Source organism: Curtobacterium sp. MCLR17_034 (assembly GCF_003234485.1).
GTDB classification, from domain to species: domain Bacteria; phylum Actinomycetota; class Actinomycetes; order Actinomycetales; family Microbacteriaceae; genus Curtobacterium; species Curtobacterium flaccumfaciens.
Genome location: NZ_QKTH01000002.1, coordinates 204,073 through 226,033 on the forward strand (window position 1 = coordinate 204,073; position 21,961 = coordinate 226,033).

A 21,961-nucleotide genomic window follows, 5' to 3' on the forward strand; every position below is an offset into this window, starting at 1 on the left:
GACCCAGATTGTCCCCATCCGAACACGAGGAACTGCCAGGATCAACCTGGCGCCAACGACCGTTCTCCCTGATCCTCCGGTCGGTCTCGGTGCCCGCATCGTCTCGACCCGAAAGTGATCATGCAGCGTTCAAACCCGGGCACCGCTGTGCCCAGAAGCCGTCCCGGCCTGCGCGCCGTCGCCATGCTCGGCGCCGCGCTCCTCGCCGGCGTCGGTCTGACCCAGGCCGTCGTGGCCGACCCCGCCGCCGCAGCCGGCGCGCTCGCCTGCGACCAGAACACGCTGTACGGCATCAACACTGCCGCGAACCAGCTCGCCGCCATCGACGCCACCACCGGTGCCGTCACGAACGTCACGAGCATGGCGCCGGGCGACAACGCCCTCGCGGTCGCCCGCAACGGTGTCGCGGCGTACGCGTCGATCAACAACGGCAACACGATCACCGGGTACAACGCGGTGAGCGATGCGCGGATCGCCGACGTGACCGACGCGGACCCGAACGGCAGTCACCAGCTGCTCCGTGGTGCGATCAACCCGGCGACCGGCATCTACTACTACGCGAGCGGCGCGAACCCCGCGTACCTCGGTGCGTACGACACGAAGACCGGCGCGAAGATCGGCCAGGTCGGCACCATCGGCAACCTGCTCACCAACAAGAACGGTGACATGGCGTTCAGCACCCGCGGGCTGCTGTTCGTCGTCACCGGCAACGAGATCCGTCGTGTCGACACCGAGACGGTCCCGACGACCGCGGGCACCACGGCTCTGACCACCTCGAAGGTCGCGACCCTGCCGATCGACGCGAGCACGAGCGGCAGCCCCGGCATCGCGTTCTCGTCCGACGGCTACCTGTTCGCCTCGGTCGGCTCGACCATGTACAAGATCGATCCGGGTTCGGGCGCGCAGGTCAGCACGTTCACGATCGCGAACGGCTACTCGCCGAGCGACCTGGCGTCCTGCAACTACGCCAACACCCTGGCGGCGCAGTCGAGCGTCGACCAGCGGTGGAGTCCGTCCGACCAGTTCGGTCTGGCGGTGACCGGTGGCGGCGTCTCGACCGGCAACACGGCCACCACCAACGGGACGGCCGCCGGCACCCAGCCCCAGAAGGCGGGCGCGGTCCTGTCGACCCCGAACAAGACCTACACGGCCCGCCAGACGGCGGTGGGTACCACCGACCCGTCGAACTACACGACCACCTGGAAGGCCGTGAACCTGAACAGCGACGCGGTCGTCGCCAGCGGCACCGGCACCACGGGGACGTTCACGTTCCCGGCAGCCACCACCGCGGACGGCACGGACGTCCTGGTCACCTTCACGAACACGTTGAAGGCCACGCACGTCCGCACCAGCAGCGACACCGCCACGACCCCCACCGGCACGGCGCTGTCGGTGCCGGCTGCCTCGGGCGTGCTCGCGAACGACCAGGGGACCGGCCTGTCCGTGGTCTCGAACACCACGCCGGCGCACGGCACCGCCACGGTCGCCGCCGACGGCTCGTACACGTACACCCCGGCCGGCGGGTTCTCCGGCTCGGACACGTTCCAGTACACGGCGAAGGACTCCTCCGGGCAGACCTCGACCAGCACCGTGACCGTCACCGTCGCACCGAAGGGCTCCGACGACGCCTACAGCGTGCACGCGGGCACCGTGCTCACGGTGAACGCCGCGGAGGGCGTCCTGACGAACGACCGCGGGTCGGACCTGACCCTCACCGGTCACGGTCAGCCGTCGCACGGTCTGGTGAAGATCGCCGCCGACGGGTCGTTCTCCTACGGCGCCGACAAGGGGTACTCCGGCCCGGACTCGTTCACGTACACCGCGAAGGACGGCTCCGGCGCGACCGTCACCGCGACGGTGCGGCTCACCGTCCTGCCGACCGCGACGGCCGACGCCGCCACCGCGACGGCCGGGTCGACGACGACCGGCAACGTGCTCGACAACGACCTGGGCACCGGCCTGACGGTCACGGGCAACAGCACCCCCGCGCACGGTTCGGCGACGGTGCGTCCGGACGGCTCGTACTCGTACACCCCGGCCGCCGGGTTCTCCGGCACCGACTCCTTCACGTACACGGTGACCGACGGCAGCGGCGGGACCGACACCGTCACCGTGACCGTGCAGGTCGCCCCGGCCGCGCAGGACGACACCGTCAAGGTCGCCGCGGGGGGCGCGGCCACGGCCGGCACCCGTGCGACCGGCGTGCTCGGCAACGACTCCGGCACCGGGCTCACCGTGGCGTCGAACACGTCCCCCTCGCACGGTGCGCTGACGCTCGACAAGGCCACCGGTACGTTCACGTACACGCCGGCCGAGGGGTACTCCGGCCCCGACGCGTTCACGTACACGGCGGTCGACGGCTCCGGTTCGCCGAGCACCGCGACCGTCACCATCACGGTCAACCCGACCATCGGCGCCGACACCGCGTCGACGGACGCCGGCACCCCGGTGACGATCGACGTGCAGGCCAACGACCGTGGCTCGGACCTCGAGACCACGATCGTCACCGGTCCGTCCCACGGCACGGCCGTCGTCGCAGCGGACGGCTCGGTCGAGTACACGCCGACCGCCGGAGCGTCCGGCACCGACTCGTTCACCTACACGGTGACCGACGGCAGCGGCGTCACCACCGGTGCGGCGACCGTCACGATCACCGTGCGGCCCGTCGCGACCGCCGACACGGTGTCGACCCGGGCCGACCAGGCGCTGACCATCGATGCCGCCACCCTGACCGGCAACGACCGGGGCACGGGGCTGACCGTGACCGATGTGACCCCGGGCGGGGCCGCCGGTAGCGGCACCGGCAACAGCACCGGCGAGACGGGCACCGGCAGCGGCGCCGGCGAGACCGGCGCCGCCCGCGGCACCGCCACCCTCGACCGTGCCACCGGCCGCGTCGTCTACACCCCGGCCGACGGCTTCTCGGGCACGGACACCTTCACCTACACGGTGGTCGACGGAGCAGGTCGCTCCACCACCGGCACGGTCACGGTCGTCGTCGGCCCCCGCGCCACGGCCGACACCGCCACCGCCACCGCCGGCTCGACGCTGACCGTCGCGAAGGGCGACGGCGTGCTCGCGAACGACCGGGGCACCGGCCTGACCGCGGCCGTCGACCAGCAGCCCGCACACGGCACGGTCGAGCTCGCCGCGAACGGCTCGTACACGTACACGCCGAAGGACGGCTTCTCGGGCACGGACACCTTCACCTACACGGCGACGGACCCCGCCGGCCGCACGACCACCGGCACCGTGACGGTCACGGTCCGCCCCGGCACGGAGCCCGACACCGTCACCGTCGCGGCGGGCGGCAGCACCACGGTCACCTCCGGCGCCCTGACGGGCAACGACCACGGCACCGGCCTGACCGTCGTGTCCGTCACCGACGGCAAGAACGGCACCGCGACCCGCAACGACGACGGCACGATCACGTACACGCCGAAGGACGGCTTCTCCGGCACGGACACCGTCACCTACACGGTGACGGACCCGTCGGGCGCCACGAACACCGGCACCGTGACGGTCACCGTCACCCCGGTCGCCGGTGGCGGGTCGACCTCGGCCGAGGCCGACGCCACCACCACCGTGCCGGCCGGCACCGGCCTGCTCGACGGTGCGAAGGGCACCGACCTGGCGGTCACCGACCACACCAAGCCCTCGCACGGTGACGTGACGGTCGACGAGGACGGCTCGTACACGTACAAGCCCGAGCCGGGTTACTCCGGCCCGGACGGGTTCGACTACACGGTCACCGACGGCTCCGGCGGGACGACCACGGGCACCGTGACGATCGTCGTCGCCCCGAAGGCCGCCGCGGACACCGCGACGACGAGCGCCGCGACCCCGGTCGACGTCGCCGTCACCGGCAACGACTCGGGCACGAAGCTCACCGTCACCGCGGTCTCGAAGCCCGGCCACGGCACCGCGACGATCACGGGCAGCACGACGCCCGGCGGCACCGGCGGCGGCGCAACCGGCCCGACCGGAGCCAGCTCGGTCACGTACGCGCCCGCCGACGGGTTCTCCGGCACGGACACGTTCACCTACACGGTGACCGACCCGACCGGCGGCACCGCGACGGCGACCGTCACCGTGACCGTCACGCCGACCGCGGTCGCCGACGCCCTGCGCACCGCGGCGAACACCGCGCTGCCGATCAGCGGCGCGACCCTGACCGGCAACGACCGCGGCACCGGTCTCGCCGTCACCGCGCACGGCCGCGCCGAGCACGGCACCGTGACCTCGGGCACCGAGCCCGGCTCGCTCGTCTACACCCCGGCGAAGGGCTTCTCCGGCGCGGACACGTTCGAGTACACGGCGACCGACGGCGCCGGACGGACCTCGACCGCGACGGTCACGGTCGTCGTCGGCGTCGCCGCGGTCGACCACTGGCACACCATGTCGACCAACCGCAGCATGCGCATGACCGCCGACAAGGGCGTGCTGGTCGGTGACTCCGGTCGTGGGCTCTGGGCCGCCATGGAGACGAAGCCGTTCTACGGCACACTCTCGCTCGAGAAGGACGGCTCGTACGTCTACACGCCCACGTCGAACTGGTCCGGTCGTGACTGGTTCACCTACTCGGCCAACGACGCCGACGGCACCGCGGCGTTCGCGCGCGTCGTCATCGACGTCGCCCCGGCCGCGAAGGACGACAAGGCCTCGACCACGGCCGGCAAGACGGTCCGGGTCGCGGGCCACGGCGTGCTCGGCAACGACCACGGTGACGCCCTGACGGTCGTCGCGGTGGGTCAGGCCCGTCACGGCGCGGCCTCCATCGCCGCCGACGGCACGTTCGTCTACACCCCGGCGAAGGGCTTCTCGGGCACCGACACCGTCACGTACCGTGCGCAGGACTCGATGGAGCAGCAGGTCGACGCCACCGTCACGATCACGGTCGGCATCGCCGCGGCGGACGACTCCGGGCACACCGTGTCCGGCACGCCCGTCACCCGTGACGCCCGCCACGGCCTGCTCGCCGACGACCAGGGCACCGGCCTCACCGCCGCCCCGGCCTGGAAGCCCGCCCACGGCACGGTGACGATCCAGCGGAACGGCGCGTACGTCTACACGCCGGCCGCCGGCTTCACCGGCAAGGACACCTTCACCTACACGGTGACGGACGCCTCGGGGCAGACGGCCACCGCCACCGCGACCATGACCGTGGTCGCCGCGGCGGTCGCCACCGACGACTCCGCCACCGGGATCGTCGGACACCGGGTCGTCGTGGATCCGCTCGACAACGACTCCGCCACCGGCGGCGCCACGTTCGAGCCGGGCACGCTGCACCTGCTGCACCCCGAGTCCGGCGCACCGACCGACCGCGTGGTCGTCGCTGACCAGGGCACGTGGACCATCCGCGACGGCCGCGTCGTCTTCACCCCGCAGGAAGGCTTCACCGGAACCACCTTCGTCGGTTACGAGGTCAGCGACAACGCGGGTCAGACGGTCAGCGCGACCGTCACCGTCCGGTTCCCGACCGGGCTCGCCGCGATCGTCCACGGCACCGAACTCGCCTTCACGGGCGTGACCGGGCTGGTCGGCCTCGGGCTCGCGGCACTCGCGCTCATGCTGGCGGGCGTGCTCCTGGTGACCCGACGACGGATCGCGGTCCGCGTCACGCCGGGCATCCGCCGCAGCGCACGTCCGTAACAGGGCACCGGACTGGAGGCCCGGATCACCGCAGCAGACCCGCTGCGGTGATCCGGGCCTCCTGTCCGCGCGCGGGGCGCGACCGCCTACGCGACGGGTTCGATGAGCTGCGGTCCGTCGTTCCGCACGCTGTTCACCGTGCGGGAGACCTCGTACTGCGCAAGGCCCGCGGCCACCGCCAGCGACTCGTGGTCGAGCAGGGCAAGCAGGTCGTCTGACCGGAGGTCGCCGCCGAGCCAGTCGTCGTAGCCGTCGGGCGTCAGGAACGCCGGCATGCGGTCGTGGACCTCGCCCGGGGCGACGTGGGCGTCACGGGTGATGATCGCGAGCGAGAGCCGCCACTTGTCCGGGTCGCCCTCGGGCTTCGTGGGGTCGGGCCAGGCACTGACCACGCCGGCCATCGCCAGGGCGCCGCCGGGTTCGTGCACGAAGTGGGGTTCCTTGCCGTCCTCGCGCACCACCCACTCGTAGTACCCCTGCGCCGGGACGATGCAGCGGTTCGTGGCGAAGGCCCGCTTGAACATGCCGCTCGTCGCGACCGTCTCGATGCGGGCGTTGATCGGCTTCGGGCGCTGCTTCTGGAAGTCCTTCGCCCAGCTCGGCACGAAGCCCCAGCTGATCTGCGGCAGTTCCCGTTCGCCGTGCCGCTGGCGGACGGCGTACACGGGGTCGGTCGGGGCGACGTTCCAGCTCGGGGCGAGGCCGGGGTGCACCTCGCCGGTGTCCTCGTCGACGTGCTCGGTCCGGGCGGCGAGCTCGCCCATGAGCTCGGGCAACAGATCAGCCGTGGTGTCGGAGACGACGAACCTTCCACACATGCGCCCAGTGTGCCCGTCGCCGCCGACAGTGGTGCGCGTCGGGGCGCGCCGTTCACGCTTCGTGAGCAGGAATGGTCGAGCGCCCCACAGTGACTCGACCATTCCTGCTCACGAAGTGGGGCGTGCGGGGGTCTCGGGTGCGGGTGCGGGCTCGAGGGACTCGGCGGCCAGGCGGGCTCGTTCGGAGCGGCCGAGGTGGACGACGTACTCCGACAGCCCGAGTGCGTAGACCGCGATCCAGAGCAGGTGGAACCAGGTGGCGAGCCCGAGGACGAACGCCCCGAGGACAGCAACGAGAGCCGAACCGAGCAACGGTGCCGTCCGGGCGAGCGTGCCGATCAGTCCCCGCCGCAGCAGGACCGTGTCGGTGCGGACGATGTCGCGGTGCTCCGGCAGGACCGGCACCGGACGGCGCTGCACGTACAGCTGCGTGGCGCCCCGCGCGGCGAGCTGCCACGAGGGCCGCACCTGCCGCCCGTTGATCGTCGTCGAGGGGTCCGGCGGCCGCCACGTCGGGATGCACGCAAAGGTGAGCAGTCCGACGCCGAGCGCCAGCAGCACCATCGCGACCACGCTGCGGACCGGAGTGGTCCCCGTCCAGTCGACCCGGGCCTCCAGGACGGCCATGCCGACCAGCGAGACGGCCGCTGCGAAACCGGACCACAGAGCAGCACGACGGACGCGTGCCGGATCCAGCACGTCCGTGACGTGCCGGCGGAAGACCTGCAGCCGAGCGGGAACACTCATCATGTCTACCCGGTGGGGGTACGGGGCGCCCGGACACGCTCGCGTTCAGTGAGCAGAAGACGTCGGGTGCGGGCGGGGGACACGACATCTTCTGCTCATTCGATGCACGGCGCACCCGCGCCCACCTGCCCGCCGCCCCCTCCGGACACGCCCGAGCGCTCCCCGCCCGGAGCCGCCGCACCCGCGACGTGGTGCTCCCGCTCAGGGTTCGTCCAGGCGAGCACGGTGACCTCGGACCATGAGTCTCGACATCGTCTACACCGCCGCTGCCCACGCCACCGGAGGCGGCCGCGACGGGCACGTCCGCAGCGAGGACGACCGGCTCGACCTCGACACCCGCCCGCCCAAGGAGATGGGCGGCAGCGGCGAGGGCACGAACCCCGAGCAGCTCTTCGCCGCCGGGTACGCCGCGTGCTTCCTCGGTGCCCTGCACGCCGCCGGCAAGGAGCTCGAGGTCGACACCACCGGCGCCGAGGTCTCCGCCGAGGTCGGCATCGGCGGCACCGGCAACGGCGCCTTCGGCCTCGCCGTGGAGCTCGACGTCTACGCCCCGAACGCCCCGCAGGAGCAGCGCCAGCGCCTGGCCGAGCGTGCACACGAGATCTGCCCGTACTCGAACGCCACCCGCGGCAACATCACCGTCACGCTGTCCATCGTCGACTAGCGTTCGGCCGGTGGTCACCGACACGACGCGCTGCCCCTGCCTGAGCGGCAACCCCCACGGCGAGTGCTGCGGCCCCCTGCACGCCGGGGCCGTGGCGCCGACCGCGGAACGGCTCATGCGCTCCCGCTTCAGCGCCTTCGCGCTGGGCCTGCCGGAGTACCTGCTGCTCACCTGGCACCCGCGCACCCGCCCGGCGGGTCTCGAGTTGGACCCGACCCAGCGCTGGACCCGGTTGGACGTGCTGGCGACCACCTCGGGAGGCCCGTTCGACTCCCACGGCACCGTCACGTTCCGCGCGTGGTGGCGTTCCGACGACGAGCGCGGCACGCTCGAGGAGACGAGCGACTTCGTCCGCGAGCAGGGACGATGGTTCTACGTGGACGGCGTGGTCGCCTGACCCACGTCGTCGTCGTTGTCGTCGACGCCGGGGCTAGCTGCCGATGACGGCGGGCAGGTCGACCGCGGTGCGCATCGCCCGGCGGACCCCGGCCTCGTCGGGGAGCAGCTCGTCCTCGTCACCGGTCAGGAAGAACCGGATCTGCCCGATCGCCTGCTCGGTGAGCATGTCGAGGCCGTTCAGCACACGGCCCCCCGCATCGGTCCAGCGGCTGGCGACCACGGTGGGCCACGGTTCGTAGGCGACGTCGAACAGCACGGCGTCCGGCCCCGACGGACGGAACTCCAGCGGGTCGGCGGCACCACCCGGCAGCGTCGAGAGGACGAACCCGTGGTGCGTGCCGGCGAGTTCGCTCAGGGGGTGCACCTCGAGCGTCACCCCGAGCCGGACGGCCAGGTCGACCAGCGCGCGGGTCTTCGCGGTGTCGCGGACGAACACCCGGACGAGCGATGCCCCGAGCCGGACGGCAGCGGTCAGGGCGCTCGCCGCAGTGGCTCCGCCGCCCAGGACCGTGGCCTCGCCGGGCAGGTGTCCGAGTGCCTCGACCGGGCGGACGAGCCCCTGCACGTCGGTGTTCGCGCCGGCTCGGACGATCGTGGAGCCCTCGTGGCGGAACGCGACCGTGTTGGCGACCCCGAGCTCGTCGACGAGCGGGGTGGTGCGGTCGAGCAGCGGCAGCACCTCGCGCTTGAGCGGCATCGTGAGACTCAGCCCACGCCATTCCGGACCCAGCCCCGCGACGAACGCGGCGAGCTCGCCGGACGCGACCTCGTGCCTCCCGTAGGTGAAGGGCAGGTCGAGCGCATCGTAGGCCGCAGCGTGGAGCGTGGGCGAGAGCGAGTGCGCGATGGGGGAGCCGAGCACCGCGAGGTGCGTGCGGCCTGGATCGGTGAACGCCACGGTCACCCAGCCTAGCCAGCCGTTTTCCTGAGCACCCCGTTAGGTTAGGCTACCCTTCGTGAACCGTTCTCCCTTGCGTCTCCGACGCGTGCTCGCCGCAGCCGGCGCCGTCGTCGCAGCGTCCCTCGTCCTCGCCGGCTGCGCGTCCGGCTCCGGCTCCTCGACCGACTCGGCGTCGTCGGGGTCGTCCGACGCCGCGTTCCCGGTCTCGATCACGACCGGCCTCGGCACCACCACCATCGAGTCGGCACCGAAGCGTGTCGTCGCGCTCGGGTGGGGCGACGCCGAGACCGCGCTCGAGCTCGGTGTCCAGCCGGTCGGTGCGAGCGACTGGCTCGCCTTCGGCGGCGACGGTGTCGGTCCGTGGCTCAAGGGTGCGTACGACAAGTCGCCGAAGATCATCCAGACGCTCGAGCCGAGCTACGAGGACATCCTCAAGCTCAACCCCGACGTCATCCTCGACGTGAAGTCCTCGGGCGACAAGGAGCGGTACGACAAGCTGTCCGCGATCGCGCCGACCGTCGCGATCCCCAAGGGCGGCGAGAACTACCTCGCTTCGACCGAGCAGCAGACGACCATGATCGCGAAGGCGCTCGGCAAGGAGTCCGAGGGCAAGAAGCTGCTCTCCGGCCTCGACGACGCCTACGCCGCCGCACGCAAGGCGCACCCGGACTTCGACGGCAAGACCGCCGTCGTCGGTGCCTACAGCTCCGAGGGCTTCGGGGCGTACGCCTCCACCGACAGCCGTTCGACCTTCATGCGGAACCTGGGCTTCGAGATCCCCAAGGCCATCGACGAGCAGGCCGGCAAGGAGTTCTCCGTGCACCTGTCCGACGAGAACCTCGACCTGCTCGACGCCGACCTGACGCTGATCCTGCCGATCTACGTCGATGCGTCGGAGGCCTCGTCGAACAAGCTGTTCCAGAAGGTGCCGTCGGTCGAGGCAGGACACTCGATCGTCTTCGACGACAAGGACGTCTCGTCGGCGTTCTCGATGGGCACCACGGCTGCGATCGAGTGGGCGCTCGACAAGCTGCCGGCGCAGTTCGAGGAGAAGCTCGGCTAGAGCTGGTCTCGACCTTCACGCGAAAGCGACAGGGTGCCGCCGATGTTCGGTGGCACCCTGTCGCTTTCGCAGTTCGGGGGGAGGGGGAGGCTCTGGGCTACACCCCGACGGTCGAGCCCAGCAGCGCGAAGAGCAGCGCGATCAGGGGGAGCGTGCCCTGCTTGAAGGCGGAGTTGACGTACTTGCGACCCGAGCCGACCAGGATCACCGCGGCACCGAGCATGCTCGCGGTCGAGAACACCACGAGGGTCCAGCCGCTCACGGTGTTGCCGGCCAGCACGAGCACGACGCCGAGGATCGCCCCGATCGCCAGGAACAGGTTGTAGAAGCCCTGGTTGAAGGCGAGCGAGCGGGTCGCCACGGCTTCGGTCTCGGAAGCGATGCCGAAGATCCGGCGCGCTTGCGGACTGGTCCAGATGACCGATTCGAGGAAGAAGATGTACACGTGGATGAGGCCCGCGAGGACCGCACAGACACCCGAGATCACCAGCAGGACCGACATGTGCACATTCTCGCAGCAGCGGGCCGGGTTCCGCTGCACGTCCGCCAGTAGGCTCGGACCATGAACGACGACGTCACCCCGACCGAGGCCGACGCGAGCGCCGTCGCCGAACTGCGGAGCATCCGGCAGAGCATCGACAACATCGACGCCGCCGTCATCCACATGCTCGCGGAGCGTTTCAAGTACACGCAGCGCGTGGGGCACCTGAAGGCCGAGTCGGGCATGCCGGCCGCCGACCCGGACCGCGAACGGATCCAGGTCGCACGGCTCCGGTCGCTCGCCGCCGACTCCCACCTCGACCCCGCCTTCGCCGAGAAGTTCCTCAACTTCATCGTCGCCGAGGTCATCCACCACCACGAGCGCATCGCGGGCCGCGACGAATGAGCGCCGAGCTGCCGTCGCTGCTCATCGGGTCGTACACGGCGACCGGTGGCGGCAACGCCACGGGCATCTCGCTGGTCGACGCCGGACCGGTCGGAGCCGTTCCGGCACCCCGGACCGTCGCGGTGCTCGACGACCCCTCGTTCCTCGCCGTCTCGGGTGACCGGGTCTACGCGGTCTCCGAGACGAACGACGGCGCCGTGTCGGCCTTCCGGCTGCAGGGTGGCGCACTCGAGCACCTGTGGGACGCCCCCGCCGGCGGAGACGCCCCGTGCCACCTGCGGGTCGACCCCTCGGGCGCGCTCGTCGTCACGAACTACGTCTCCGGCACGGTCACGGCGATCTCCCTCGCCCCGGCCGAGTCGCACGCCGCCTCGGTGACCGCCAGCGACGGTGTGGTGCTGCACGGGGACTCCGACCAGCGTTCGGTGCCGGCCGAGGCCGTCGCGGTCGCCGTGCTGCCCGACGCCACGGGTCCTGACGACGATCGCCAGGACGGCCCGCACGCCCACCAGTCGATCGCCACCCCGGACAGCACGGTGCTCGTCGCCGACCTCGGCGGCGATGCCCTGCACGAGTTCCGCGTCACGGTGTCGCCCGACGGGGTCCCCGACATCGAGGCGCTCCGCGTGCACCACGTGACCCCCGGCGCCGGCCCGAGGCACATGGCCTGGATCGACGGTGACCTGCTCGTCGCCGGTGAGCTCGACGGGCGTGTGCACCGCCTGCGCCGCGACGACTCCGGGTCGTTCGTGACGATCGCTGCCGTGCCCACGTTCGACGGTGCCGTGGGGGAGTCGCTGCTCAGCCACATCGAGGTCGACGAGGCCGGCCGCGTGTACGTGGCGGTGCGCGGGCGTGACCTGCTCGTGGTGCTCGACGCGCGTGGCGGCGGGCTCGCCGTCGTCGGTTCGGTGCCCTGCGGTGGGGTCTGGCCGCGACACTTCGCTCGCGTGCCCGGGTTCGTCCTGGTGGCGAACCAGATGTCCGACGCCGTCGCCGTGCTGCCGCTCGACGCCGAGGGCATGCCCGGCGAAGCCGTCGCGCAGATCCCGGTCGGCACGCCGACCTGCGTCGTCCCGCTCTGACGCCGGGACCAGCCGACTAGAACTCGATCAGGTTCTCGAACGGGCGACCCTCGGCCAGGGCAGCGACCTGCTTGCGCATCAGTTCGATCGACCGCGGCACGCTCAGGTCGGTGTTGCCGCCGACGTGCGGGGTGAGCACGGTGTTCGGCGTCGTCCAGAGCGGGTGTCCGGCGGGCAGGGGCTCCGGGTCGGTGACGTCGAGGGCCGCGAACAGCCGCTCCGACCGCAGCTCGGCGACCAGGGCGTCGGTGTCCACGACCTTGCCGCGCGCCACGTTCACCACGAGGGCGTCGTCCGGCAGCGCCGCGAGCAGCTCCGCGTCGACCAGCCGTTCGGTCTCGGCGGTGAGCGGCGCGATGAGCACGAGGACGTCGGTCGTCGGAGCCAGACCGGGCAGCTCACCGAACGCGTGCACCTGCCGGCCGTCCTGCTCGCGAGCGGTCCGGGCGACCACGGTCACCTCGGTGCGGAATGCCTCGAAGCGGGTGGCGATCGCGGACCCGATCGCCCCGTAGCCGACGACGGTCACCCGACGGTCGGCGAGCGATCGGGTCTCACGGGAGTCCCAGACGCCGTTGGCACGGTCGACCTGGAACGCCGAGATCTCACGGAGCGACGTCAGCGCGAGGCCGACCGCGAGCTCGGCGGTCTCGTCGTCGTGGATGCCGCGACCGTTCGCCAGCTGCGCGTGACCGGGCACGTGCGGGACGGCGTGCTCGTACCCGGCGCTCGGCAGCTGCAGCAGCTGGAGCTCGGGCAGGTCGTGCACGAACTGCCAGCGGTGCCGCCCCTCGAAGTAGAACGGCAGGAACGTGATCGCGACGTCGTCCGGGCGACCGTACGGCGACTCGACGTCCCACACGTCCAGCTCGATGCCGTCCGGCACGGGGCCGAACCGGTCGACGAGCTCGGCGAAGGGCAGGGTGACGATCGGCATCCGCGACCCGGGCCTAGGCGTCGGTGCGCGGCGAGAAGGCGCCGTCGGAGTCGAGCGGCCCGCGGCCGACGTACCCCTCGGTGACGTCCTCGACGATCACGTCGCCGAAGCGGGCCGGCAGCGTCGCGGCGTGGGTGCCGCGCAGCTCGTCGACCGTGGCCTCGAACGCGCCCTGGACCTCGAGGGTGCTCGACGTCGCGTCGGTCACGCCGATGCGCAGCACCGGGAAGCCCCGGCCGTCGCACATGCCCTGGAACCGCACGTCGTCCTCGCGGCGGACGGTCACGATGACGCGACCGGTCGACTCGGAGAACAGCGCCGTCGCGGTGTCGATGCCGTCGCGGGTCTCGAGCTCGTCGAGGACGACGCGGGCGCCGATGCCGAAGCGGAGCACGGACTCGGCGAGCGACTGGCCGAGGCCGCCGTCCGCCAGGTCGTGCGCGCTGGTGAGCAGCTGCTCGCCGGACGCCGCGTACAGCAGCTCGGCGAGGGCCTTCTCGCGCTCGAGATCGACCGCCGGCGGACGCCCGCCCAGGTGGCCGTGCACGGTGCCGGCCCACGCGGAGCCGTCGAGCTCGAGGCTCGTGGTGCCGAGCAGGTAGATGTTGTGGCCGTCGTCCTGCCACCCGGACGGCACGCGCTTGGCGACGTCGTCGATGATCCCGAGCACTCCGACGACGGGCGTCGGGTGGATGGGGGTCGAGCCGGTCTGGTTGTAGAACGACACGTTGCCGCCGGTGACGGGGATGCCGAGCTCCATGCAGCCGTCGGCCAGGCCCTCGACCGCCTCGGAGAACTGCCACATGACCTCGGGGTTCTCGGGGGAGCCGAAGTTCAGGCAGTCGGTGACGGCCGCGGGGACGGCACCGGTGACGGCGACGTTGCGGTAGGCCTCGGCCAGGGCCAGACGTGCACCCTGCTTCGGGTCGAGCTGGCAGTAGCGGCCGTTCGCGTCGGTGGCGATGGCGACACCGAGGCCCGTTTCCTCGTCGACGCGGATCATGCCGCCGTCGTCGGGGAAGGACAGCGCGGTGTTGCCGAGCACGTAGGTGTCGTACTGGTTCGTGACCCAGTTCTTCGACGCCAGGTTCGGCGAACCGAGCAGGCTGAGGAACTGTGCCTTCAGCGCGGGGCCGTCGGCCGGGCGGTCGAGCGAGGCAGCGGTGTCGGCCTGCAGCGCGTCGATCCAGGTCGGGTAGGCGACCGGGCGGTCGTAGACCGGGCCGTCGACGGCGACGGTGCGCGGGTCGACGTTCACGATCTCCTGGCCCTGCCAGTCGATGACGAGTCGGCCGGTGCCGGTGACCTCGCCGAGCACGCTGGTCTCGACCTCCCACTTGCCGACGACGCTGATGAACTCGTCGAGCTTGTCGGGGCGGACGACCGCCATCATGCGCTCCTGGCTCTCCGACATCAGGATCTCTTCGGCGGTGAGCGTGGGGTCGCGGAGCAGGACGTCGTCGAGCGAGATGTGCATGCCGCCGTCACCGTTGCTGGCGAGCTCGGAGGTCGCGCAGGAGATGCCCGCGGCGCCGAGGTCCTGGATGCCCTCGACCAGGTCCTTCTGGAACAGCTCGAGGCAGCACTCGATCAGCACCTTCTCGGCGAAGGGGTCGCCGACCTGCACGGCCGGACGCTTGGTCGGGCCGCCCTCGGTGAAGGTGTCGGACGCCAGGATCGACGCGCCGCCGATGCCGTCGCCACCGGTGCGGGCACCGAACAGGACGACCTTGTTGCCGGCACCGGACGCGTTGGCCAGGTGCAGGTCCTCGTGGCGCAGGACGCCGACCGCGAGGGCGTTGACCAGCGGGTTGCCCTGGTACACCGGGTCGAAGTAGGTCTCGCCGCCGATGTTCGGCAGGCCGAGGCAGTTGCCGTAGAACGAGATGCCACCGACGACGCCGTGCACGACGCGTGCGGTGTCCTCGTGGTCGATCGCGCCGAAGCGGAGCTGGTCCATCACGGCGACGGGGCGGGCGCCCATCGAGATGATGTCGCGGACGATGCCGCCGACACCGGTGGCCGCGCCCTGGTACGGCTCGACGTAGGACGGGTGATTGTGCGACTCGACCTTGAAGGTCACCGCCCAGCCGTTGCCGACGTCGACGACACCGGCGTTCTCGCCCATGCCGACCATCAGGTTCTTCGTCATCTCCGGCGTGACCTTCTTGCCGAACTGACGGAGGTAGTTCTTCGAGGACTTGTAGGAGCAGTGCTCGCTCCACATCACCGAGTACATCGCCAGCTCGCCCGAGGTGGGGCGGCGGCCGAGGATCTCCTTGATGCGGGCGTACTCGTCCGGCTTCAGGCCCAGCGCGTCGTACGGCTGCTCCTTGTCGGGGGTGGCTGCCGCGTCCTGCACGGTGTCGGGCTTCGGGCGAACGGGTGTCGTCACGGTGTCGTTGTTCCCTGTCACTTGACGAGCGCGTGCTCGATCACGGAGGTGAAGAAGGTCAGGCCGTCGGTGCCCGAGGCCATCGCAGCGGGGGTGTCCGGGCCGAAACCGGCCTCGGTCGCGTGCTCGGGGTGCGGCATCAGGCCGACGACGTTGCCGCGCTCGTTCGAGACGCCGGCGATGTCGTCGATGGAGCCGTTCGGGTTCACACCGACGTAGCGGAACACGACCTGCCCGTTGTCCTCGATGCGCTTGATGGTGTCGGCGTCCGCGACGAAGCGGCCGTCGGCGTTCTTCAGCGGGATGGTGATCTCCTGCTGGGCGCTGAAGCCGGAGGTCCAGGCGGTCGCGGTGCTCTCGACGCGGAGCTTCTGGTCGCGGCGGATGAACTGCTGGTGCGCGTTGCGGGTGTGTGCTCCGGGGACCAGACGGGCCTCGGCCAGCATCTGGAAGCCGTTGCAGATGCCGAGCACGGGCATGCCCTTGCCGGCGGCGTCGATGACCTCGGCCATGATCGGGGCCTTCGCGGCGATCGCGCCGGCACGCAGGTAGTCGCCGTACGAGAACCCACCGGGCAGCACGATTGCGTCGACGCCCTGCAGGTCGTGGTCGCCGTGCCACAGGGCGACGGGGTCGGCACCGGCGAGACGGACGGCGCGCTGGGCGTCGCGGTCGTCGAGCGAGCCGGGGAACGTGATGACGCCGATGCGCATCCGGGTCACTGGCCTTCGACGGTCACGGACACGACGTCCTCGATGACCGCGTTCGAGAACACGTCGGCCGCGATGTCGCGGACCTCGGCGAGCTTGGCGTCGTCGACGGGGCCGTCGACGGTCACCTCGAAGCGCTTGCCGATGCGGACGTTGGTCAGGTCGGCCTTGCCGAGGCGGGCCAGGGCGTTGCCCACGGCCTTCCCCTGGGGGTCGAGGATCTCGGCCTTGGGCATGACCTCGACGACGATCGTTGGCACGTGTTCTCTCCAGCACTTCAGGGGTGGGGGGACGTGACCAGTCTACGGGGCGCGCGCGACACGCCGGGACGGCCGCGGGCCTCCAGACCGGCCCTTGCTGTGCGGTTGCTCATGCCTGTTCCAATGCGTATATTCCACTTCGAATAGTCAACAACGAACAAGCGGACTGGAGGCACGTGTGCCGTCGCTCACGCCACTCGCGTTCGCCGCGCTCGGGCTCCTGGCCGAGGGGCCGACGCATCCCTACGAGATGTTCCAGACGATGACGCACCGCCGGGACGGCCGGAACGTCAAGGTCCGGCCCGGCACCCTGTACCACCAGGTCGGCCGCCTGGTGGAGCTCGGCCTCGCCGAGGTCGTGGGGACCGACCGGGCGGGCAACCGTCCGGAACGCACCACCTACGCCATCACGGACGAGGGGTGGACGGCCCTGCACGACGGGCTCGTCCGGCTGATCGCCGAACCGGCCGAGGAGTACCCCGTCTTCCACCTGGCCGTCGCCGAGATCGAGAACCTGTCGATCGACGAGGCCGAGTCGGCGCTGCGGGCGCGGGTCACGGCACTCCGGGCCCAGCGCGACGAGGCGGACGAGATCCTCGGGATCGTCCGTGCCAAGGACCTGCCCGAGCGGTACTGGCTCGACGTGTCGTACGTGCGTGCGATGCTCACGGCGCAGATCGAGTGGCTCGCCGCCACGGCCGACCGGATCGCCGCCGGCCACATCTCCTGGGACGCCCCCGCCGCGTCCGCAGACACCACCACGAACAGCAAGGAAACCACTCGATGACCACCGTCACGCCTCCGCGGACGACCGAGAAGAAGCCGTGGCCTGCCCTGTGGGCACTCGTCGTCGGGTTCTTCATGATCCTCGTCGACTCGACCATCGTGTCGGTCGCCACCCCCACCATCGCGCAGGAACTCGACGCGGACATCAACTCCGTGATCTGGGTGACGAGCGCCTACCTGCTCGCCTACGCCGTGCCGCTGCTCATCACCGGCCGGCTCGGTGACCGGTTCGGCCCGAAGGTCATGTACCAGATCGGCCTCGTGGTCTTCACGCTCGCCAGCCTGTGGTGCGGCCTGGCCGGCTCGATCGAGGTGCTGATCGTCGCCCGCGTCGTGCAGGGCCTCGGTGCCGCGATGATGAGCCCCCAGACCATGTCGGTCATCACGCGCATCTTCCCGCCGCAGAACCGCGGCGCGGCCATGGGCCTCTGGGGCGCCGTCGCCGGTGTCGCGTCGCTCGTCGGCCCGATCGTGGGCGGCCTGCTCGTCGACGGCTTCGGCTGGGAGTGGATCTTCTTCGTGAACGTCCCCGTCGGTGTCGTCGCGTTCGTGCTCGCGCAGCGCTTCGTGCCGTCGTTCGAGCGGCACGGACACCGCTTCGACTACCTCGGCATCTTCCTGTCGGCAGCGGGCCTGTTCCTGCTCGTCTTCGGCATCCAAGAGGGCGAGACCTACGACTGGGGCGTCATCGCCGGCCCGATCTCGGTGTGGTCGCTCATCATCGTCGGGCTCGTGGTGCTGGCCGGCTTCGTCGTCTGGCAGGGCGTGCAGAAGGGCGAGCCGCTGCTGCCGCTCGGCCTGTTCAAGGACCGCAACTTCACGCTGGCCAACGTCGCCATCACGGCCGTCGGCGTCGCGATCGCCTCGTTCGCGCTGCCGATCATGCTGTGGGCCCAGGACGTCCTGCGCTTCTCGCCGACCCAGGCCGCACTGCTCCTCGTGCCACAGGCGGTGCTGTCCGCCGCCCTCGCGCCGGTCGTCGGCAAGAACCTGAACCGCTGGAACCCGCGCTGGGTCGCCGCGTTCGGGCTCGCCTGCTTCTCCGTCGGCCTGTTCTGGTTCGGCGCCCTGCTGTCGAGCGGTGCCGAGTGGGGCTGGGTGCTCCTGCCGAGCGCGCTCCTCGGCCTCGCCAACGCCTGCATGTGGGGACCGCTGTCCGTCTCGGCGACGCGCAACCTGCCGCCGAAGCTGGCCGGTGCCGGCTCGGGCGTCTACAACACCACCCGCCAGATCGGTGCGGTGCTCGGTTCCGCCGGCATCGCCGCCCTGATGGAGGCCCGGATCACCGCGAACTTCCCGGCGTCGTCCGGTGGGGCCTCGGCCGGTGGCGCGGAGCAGCAGGTCGGCGCGCTGCCGGGCTTCCTGCTCGAGCCGTTCTCCAAGGCCATGGGTGAGTCGCTCTACCTGCCGGCGATCGTGCTGATCGTGGCCATCGTCGCGGCGCTGTTCCTGGCGAAGCCGAAGCAGACCGTTGCGTGGCAGCAGACCGGCTCGGTCACCACGCAGCCCGACGCCGAGCCCGCGGGGGCCCCGTCGAAGTAGGGCACGAGCGCACTTCGTGAGCAGGAATGGTCGGGTCGCCTTCGGGTACCCGGCCATTGCTGCTCACGAAGTGCTGCGGAGCGTGCGCTCGCGCGCGCTCAACTGCGGCGCTGCAGGTGCGCTCGGGTGAGCTCGTCCATCTGTTCGTCGGTCAGGGCGTCGACGGCCCGGGCTTCGCGGCGATCGGTCCGCTGCCACCGGATGAACAGGGCGACGAGCACGGGGATGTCCGCCACCTCGGCGATGAACCACAGCAGGTCGCCGGCCAGGTGCTGGTCCTGCAGCGGCGACGGGTACCAGGGTCGCCCGACCACCGGCACGATGGACCCGTCGAGTACGTGGTTCGTGATCCGCAGCACGATGCCGGGCACCGCGTCGACGACGAGCTCGACGAACGCGAGCAGGAACTCGGCCGTGGCGAACGTCGACGAGACGAGCACGCCGACCTCGGACAGCGGTGCGAGCAGGCCGAACCCGAGTGCCGGCACCGCCACGGTGATGACGGCGGCCCATGCGGGGGACTCCCGGATCACCGCCGAGAACGGGGTGAGCAGGACGGCGAACAGCGCGAGCGCGACCAGCGGGGCGACGATCGCGTTGCCGAGCAGGCGCACCGGACGTGACCCCATGACCGCGTCGGCGACCTGCGCGAGGCGAGCCGGGCCTCCGATCCGGAGCAGTGCAACGGGCGCACCGAGCGCCGCGAAGGTGGGGACCGCGAAGAACAGCAGGGCCGCCCGCAGCACGAACGCCCAGCGCAACCGCTCGTCGTCGACGCCGACGATGCCGAACTGCAGGACGCCGAACAGCACGAGCGCCGTGGCGAAGGCGAGCGTGCGCCACCACGGCCACCGGGCACCCCGTCGAGCCGCGCCGACGACCCACCGGCCGTAGGCGACCGCGGCGACGACGAGGAGCACCGCCGCCAGGGGGTCGAACCGCCAGGTGCTCCAGAACTCGGGTGTCGACGGCGTGGGGAGCCTCCTGGGGATCAGGCGGACTCGTCCGTCGTTCCGCCGGAGCCATCCTCCGTCCACCCGGGGTCCACCGGGGGTCCGGCGTGCCCCCGTGACGGTGAGAACCGGTTCAGATCCGGGCGACCCCGCGTGCCGGGACGGTCCGCGACAGCAGCCAGACGCCCACCGGAACCGCCACGGCGCCGACGAGCGCGACGCCGAACGACAGGTGCAGCTGCATCACGAGGAACGCCGGGCCGATCGTGCAGAGCGCAGCGACCGCGACGACCGGCCACGCGGGACGATCCGCCGACGGCAGCAGGCGGGGGAGCGGCCGGTCGAACCAGCGCAGGGCCCGTGCCACCCCGAGCGCGACCGCGAGCACCACGACCAGTGCGACGATGCGCGACGCCCACCACGGACCAGAGCCCGGCGCCGGGAACGGCACCCCGACGAGCAGGGCGATGCCGTTCAGCGCGATGAACAGCGGCAGGTGCCACAGGTAGATGGTCATGCCGTCGCGGCCGAGCACGAACACTGCCCCGAGCGCGGCCCGCGTGCGCATCAGCCGGGTGAGCGGCGCGTGCACGAGCTGGACCAGGCACGCCTGCGCGATCGCCAGGAACGCCAGGGGGAGCATCGGCGGGTTGAGGTCCTGCAGCATGTCCGGCGCCCAGAGACCGACCGAGGTCATCGGCACGAGCACGGCGTACGCGGCGACGGCGACGCCGAGCAGGAGCACCTTCGACCGGCGCGCGAACCAGCCGTCGGCCCAGAGGAACCCGAGCTGCTGCGCGAAGAGCCACACCGGGCCGAGGTTGAGCAGCCCGACCTCGGCGACCCCGGTGGCCAGGCGGACGGCGTCGACCGCCCCGGCGAGCACGAGCAACACGGCGAGGGTGGCCCACGGTGCTCGATCGTGCAGGCGCATCATCACGGGGACGCAGCACTGGGTGATGCCGTAGGCGGCGAGGAACCAGAGCGGCGAACCGATGCCGAACGCGACCTCGGCCAGGAGCTCGGGCGGCGTGCCCGCGGCCGTGGCGACCCCGAGCCCGAGCGCGAGGAACACGAACAGCGGCACCGCGGGCCGGAACAGCCGCACCAGGCGGGTGGCCAGGTAGTCGCGGGCGGGGCTCGGCGCACCACGGGCGACGGTGCTGCGCCAGCCGACGGCGCTCGCGAACCCGCCGACCACGAAGAACAGCGGCATCACCTGCCCGACCCAGGTGGCGGCGACGTACCAGGGGAGTTCCTGCAGCGGGCTCGTGACCCGCACCCCCTGGTCATCGGCGGCGACGCCGACCATCGTGACGTGCACGATGACGACGAGGACGACGCAGGCCGTCCGGATGAGGTCGACGACCAGGTCCCGCTGCGCGATGATCCCCCGGACGTCCGCGGTGCTGTTCGCCTGTTCAGGCAGACCCTGGCTCGTGGACATGTCCGGACGTTAGCGTGCGGAACGGTCGGTCCAGTGTCGTCCCAGCTGATCGCGACCGGATCGTGACACTTCGTATTCCGGTGGTGGCATGCGTCACCTCGCTGGTCGGCAGCAGAAGCTCGTGTACAGTGAACGCGTTGTCTTGATTCCTGCAAAAGAAAGGCTCAGCATGGACGCCGACGCCGATCTGCTCCGTTCCTCGGGGCTCCGGGTCACGACCCCGCGACTCGCGGTGCTCCGAGCGACCGACTCGATGCCGCACGCCACCGCGGACGACATCGTCACCGCGCTGGCCGTGGAGCTGCCGACCACCAGTCACCAGGCCGTCTACGGCGTGCTGAACGCCCTGACCGGCGTCGGGCTCGTCCGCCGCATCGAGCCGGCAGGCAGCCCTGCCCGGTACGAGCGCCGCACCGGTGACAACCACCACCACATCGTCTGCACCCTGTGCGGCGCGATCGAGGACGTCGACTGTGCGGTCGGCCACTCGCCCTGCCTGACACCGTCCGAGACCCACGGCTTCGCGGTCACCACCGCCGAGGTCACCTACTGGGGCATCTGCGAACGCTGCGCGGCGGCAGAGCGCGACGGGGCAGAGCACGACGACCCAGACGTCGCCCCCACGCCCGCCTGACGGCGACCGCCCACCGCACCGGCCGCACGACGCGCCGGACCCCGAACCACCCGAGCACCCCTGACCGAACCAACGTCCCACC

Annotated in this window: 19 protein-coding genes; 9 read left to right on the plus strand and 10 right to left on the minus strand. The window is 71.3% G+C overall.

Annotated features, from left to right (window positions below):
* Positions 1-147 precede the first annotated feature (147 nt).
* Entirely contained in the window at positions 148-5,652 is a 5,505-nt protein-coding gene (locus tag DEI98_RS03480) for an Ig-like domain-containing protein (protein ID WP_146243399.1), read from the plus strand.
* Positions 5,653-5,738: 86 nt separating this feature from the next.
* On the opposite strand, the gene DEI98_RS03485 is transcribed toward DEI98_RS03480, so the two are convergent.
* Positions 5,739-6,470, minus strand: a complete 732-nt coding sequence (locus DEI98_RS03485) for an SOS response-associated peptidase (protein ID WP_111099916.1) — start codon at positions 6,468-6,470, stop codon at positions 5,739-5,741.
* Positions 6,471-6,578: 108 nt separating this feature from the next.
* Positions 6,579-7,217, minus strand: coding sequence for a hypothetical protein (locus DEI98_RS03490; RefSeq protein ID WP_146243400.1), 639 nt, complete (start codon positions 7,215-7,217; stop codon positions 6,579-6,581).
* A 238-nt stretch (positions 7,218-7,455) separates the two neighbouring features.
* Between DEI98_RS03490 and DEI98_RS03495 the strand changes: the two genes are divergently transcribed.
* Both DEI98_RS03495 and DEI98_RS03500 read left to right on the plus strand, forming a co-directional pair.
* Positions 7,456-7,881 carry an organic hydroperoxide resistance protein gene (locus DEI98_RS03495; protein ID WP_027465016.1) on the plus strand — a complete coding sequence of 142 codons (426 nt, stop codon included), beginning with the start codon at positions 7,456-7,458 and terminating at the stop codon, positions 7,879-7,881.
* A 10-nt stretch (positions 7,882-7,891) separates the two neighbouring features.
* Positions 7,892-8,278, plus strand: a complete 387-nt coding sequence (locus tag DEI98_RS03500) for a YchJ family protein (protein ID WP_111099918.1) — start codon at positions 7,892-7,894, stop codon at positions 8,276-8,278.
* 33 nt (positions 8,279-8,311) lie between these two features.
* Here the strand turns inward: DEI98_RS03500 and DEI98_RS03505 are convergent, their stop codons facing one another.
* Positions 8,312-9,178 (minus strand): shikimate dehydrogenase, encoded by an 867-nt coding sequence (locus DEI98_RS03505; protein ID WP_181437914.1) that lies wholly within the window; start codon positions 9,176-9,178, stop codon positions 8,312-8,314.
* 58 nt (positions 9,179-9,236) lie between these two features.
* Here DEI98_RS03505 and DEI98_RS03510 point away from each other — a divergent pair, with 58 nt between their 5' ends.
* Positions 9,237-10,244: an iron-siderophore ABC transporter substrate-binding protein gene (locus tag DEI98_RS03510; RefSeq protein WP_258370729.1), complete on the plus strand. Its 1,008-nt coding sequence runs from the start codon at positions 9,237-9,239 to the stop codon at positions 10,242-10,244.
* A gap of 97 nt (positions 10,245-10,341) precedes the next feature.
* Here the strand turns inward: DEI98_RS03510 and DEI98_RS03515 are convergent, their stop codons facing one another.
* Positions 10,342-10,746: a DUF1304 domain-containing protein gene (locus DEI98_RS03515; protein WP_111099921.1), complete on the minus strand. Its 405-nt coding sequence runs from the start codon at positions 10,744-10,746 to the stop codon at positions 10,342-10,344.
* A 60-nt stretch (positions 10,747-10,806) separates the two neighbouring features.
* On the opposite strand from DEI98_RS03515, the gene DEI98_RS03520 reads away from it, so the two are divergent.
* The gene (locus DEI98_RS03520) at positions 10,807-11,130 is read left to right on the plus strand and encodes a chorismate mutase (protein ID WP_027465022.1); all 324 of its coding nucleotides are present in this window, start codon (positions 10,807-10,809) and stop codon (positions 11,128-11,130) included.
* Positions 11,127-12,215: a beta-propeller fold lactonase family protein gene (locus tag DEI98_RS03525; RefSeq protein ID WP_111099922.1), complete on the plus strand. Its 1,089-nt coding sequence runs from the start codon at positions 11,127-11,129 to the stop codon at positions 12,213-12,215. Before DEI98_RS03520 ends, DEI98_RS03525 begins: the two co-directional genes overlap by 4 nt.
* A 16-nt stretch (positions 12,216-12,231) precedes the next feature.
* Here the strand turns inward: DEI98_RS03525 and DEI98_RS03530 are convergent, their stop codons facing one another.
* The 4 genes from DEI98_RS03530 to purS are packed head-to-tail and all read right to left on the minus strand — an operon-like array spanning position 12,232 to position 16,517.
* A complete protein-coding gene (locus tag DEI98_RS03530; RefSeq protein WP_110864299.1) occupies positions 12,232-13,152 on the minus strand; it encodes a 2-hydroxyacid dehydrogenase in 921 nt (306 codons plus the stop codon).
* A 13-nt stretch (positions 13,153-13,165) separates the two neighbouring features.
* The gene (purL, locus tag DEI98_RS03535) at positions 13,166-15,547 is read right to left on the minus strand and encodes a phosphoribosylformylglycinamidine synthase subunit PurL (RefSeq protein ID WP_258370730.1); all 2,382 of its coding nucleotides are present in this window, start codon (positions 15,545-15,547) and stop codon (positions 13,166-13,168) included.
* A 17-nt stretch (positions 15,548-15,564) separates the two neighbouring features.
* Entirely contained in the window at positions 15,565-16,260 is a 696-nt protein-coding gene (gene purQ / locus DEI98_RS03540; RefSeq protein WP_111095030.1) for a phosphoribosylformylglycinamidine synthase subunit PurQ, read from the minus strand.
* Positions 16,261-16,265: 5 nt separating this feature from the next.
* A complete protein-coding gene (gene purS, locus DEI98_RS03545) occupies positions 16,266-16,517 on the minus strand; it encodes a phosphoribosylformylglycinamidine synthase subunit PurS (protein WP_017886272.1) in 252 nt (83 codons plus the stop codon).
* 178 nt (positions 16,518-16,695) lie between these two features.
* On the opposite strand from purS, the gene DEI98_RS03550 reads away from it, so the two are divergent.
* Positions 16,696-17,304 carry a PadR family transcriptional regulator gene (locus DEI98_RS03550; protein ID WP_111094966.1) on the plus strand — a complete coding sequence of 203 codons (609 nt, stop codon included), beginning with the start codon at positions 16,696-16,698 and terminating at the stop codon, positions 17,302-17,304.
* Entirely contained in the window at positions 17,301-18,845 is a 1,545-nt protein-coding gene (locus DEI98_RS03555; RefSeq protein WP_111099924.1) for a DHA2 family efflux MFS transporter permease subunit, read from the plus strand. Before DEI98_RS03550 ends, DEI98_RS03555 begins: the two co-directional genes overlap by 4 nt.
* 98 nt (positions 18,846-18,943) lie before the next feature.
* Here DEI98_RS03555 and DEI98_RS03560 read toward each other — a convergent pair whose 3' ends face one another.
* Complete coding sequence (locus DEI98_RS03560; protein ID WP_258370731.1) at positions 18,944-19,882, minus strand: cytochrome c oxidase assembly protein; 939 nt, start codon at positions 19,880-19,882, stop codon at positions 18,944-18,946.
* A gap of 49 nt (positions 19,883-19,931) precedes the next feature.
* Positions 19,932-21,245, minus strand: coding sequence for an acyltransferase (locus tag DEI98_RS03565; protein ID WP_111099926.1), 1,314 nt, complete (start codon positions 21,243-21,245; stop codon positions 19,932-19,934).
* Positions 21,246-21,414: 169 nt separating this feature from the next.
* Here DEI98_RS03565 and DEI98_RS03570 point away from each other — a divergent pair, with 169 nt between their 5' ends.
* Entirely contained in the window at positions 21,415-21,879 is a 465-nt protein-coding gene (locus tag DEI98_RS03570) for a Fur family transcriptional regulator (protein WP_071404389.1), read from the plus strand.
* The last annotated feature ends 82 nt before the right edge of the window (positions 21,880-21,961 follow it).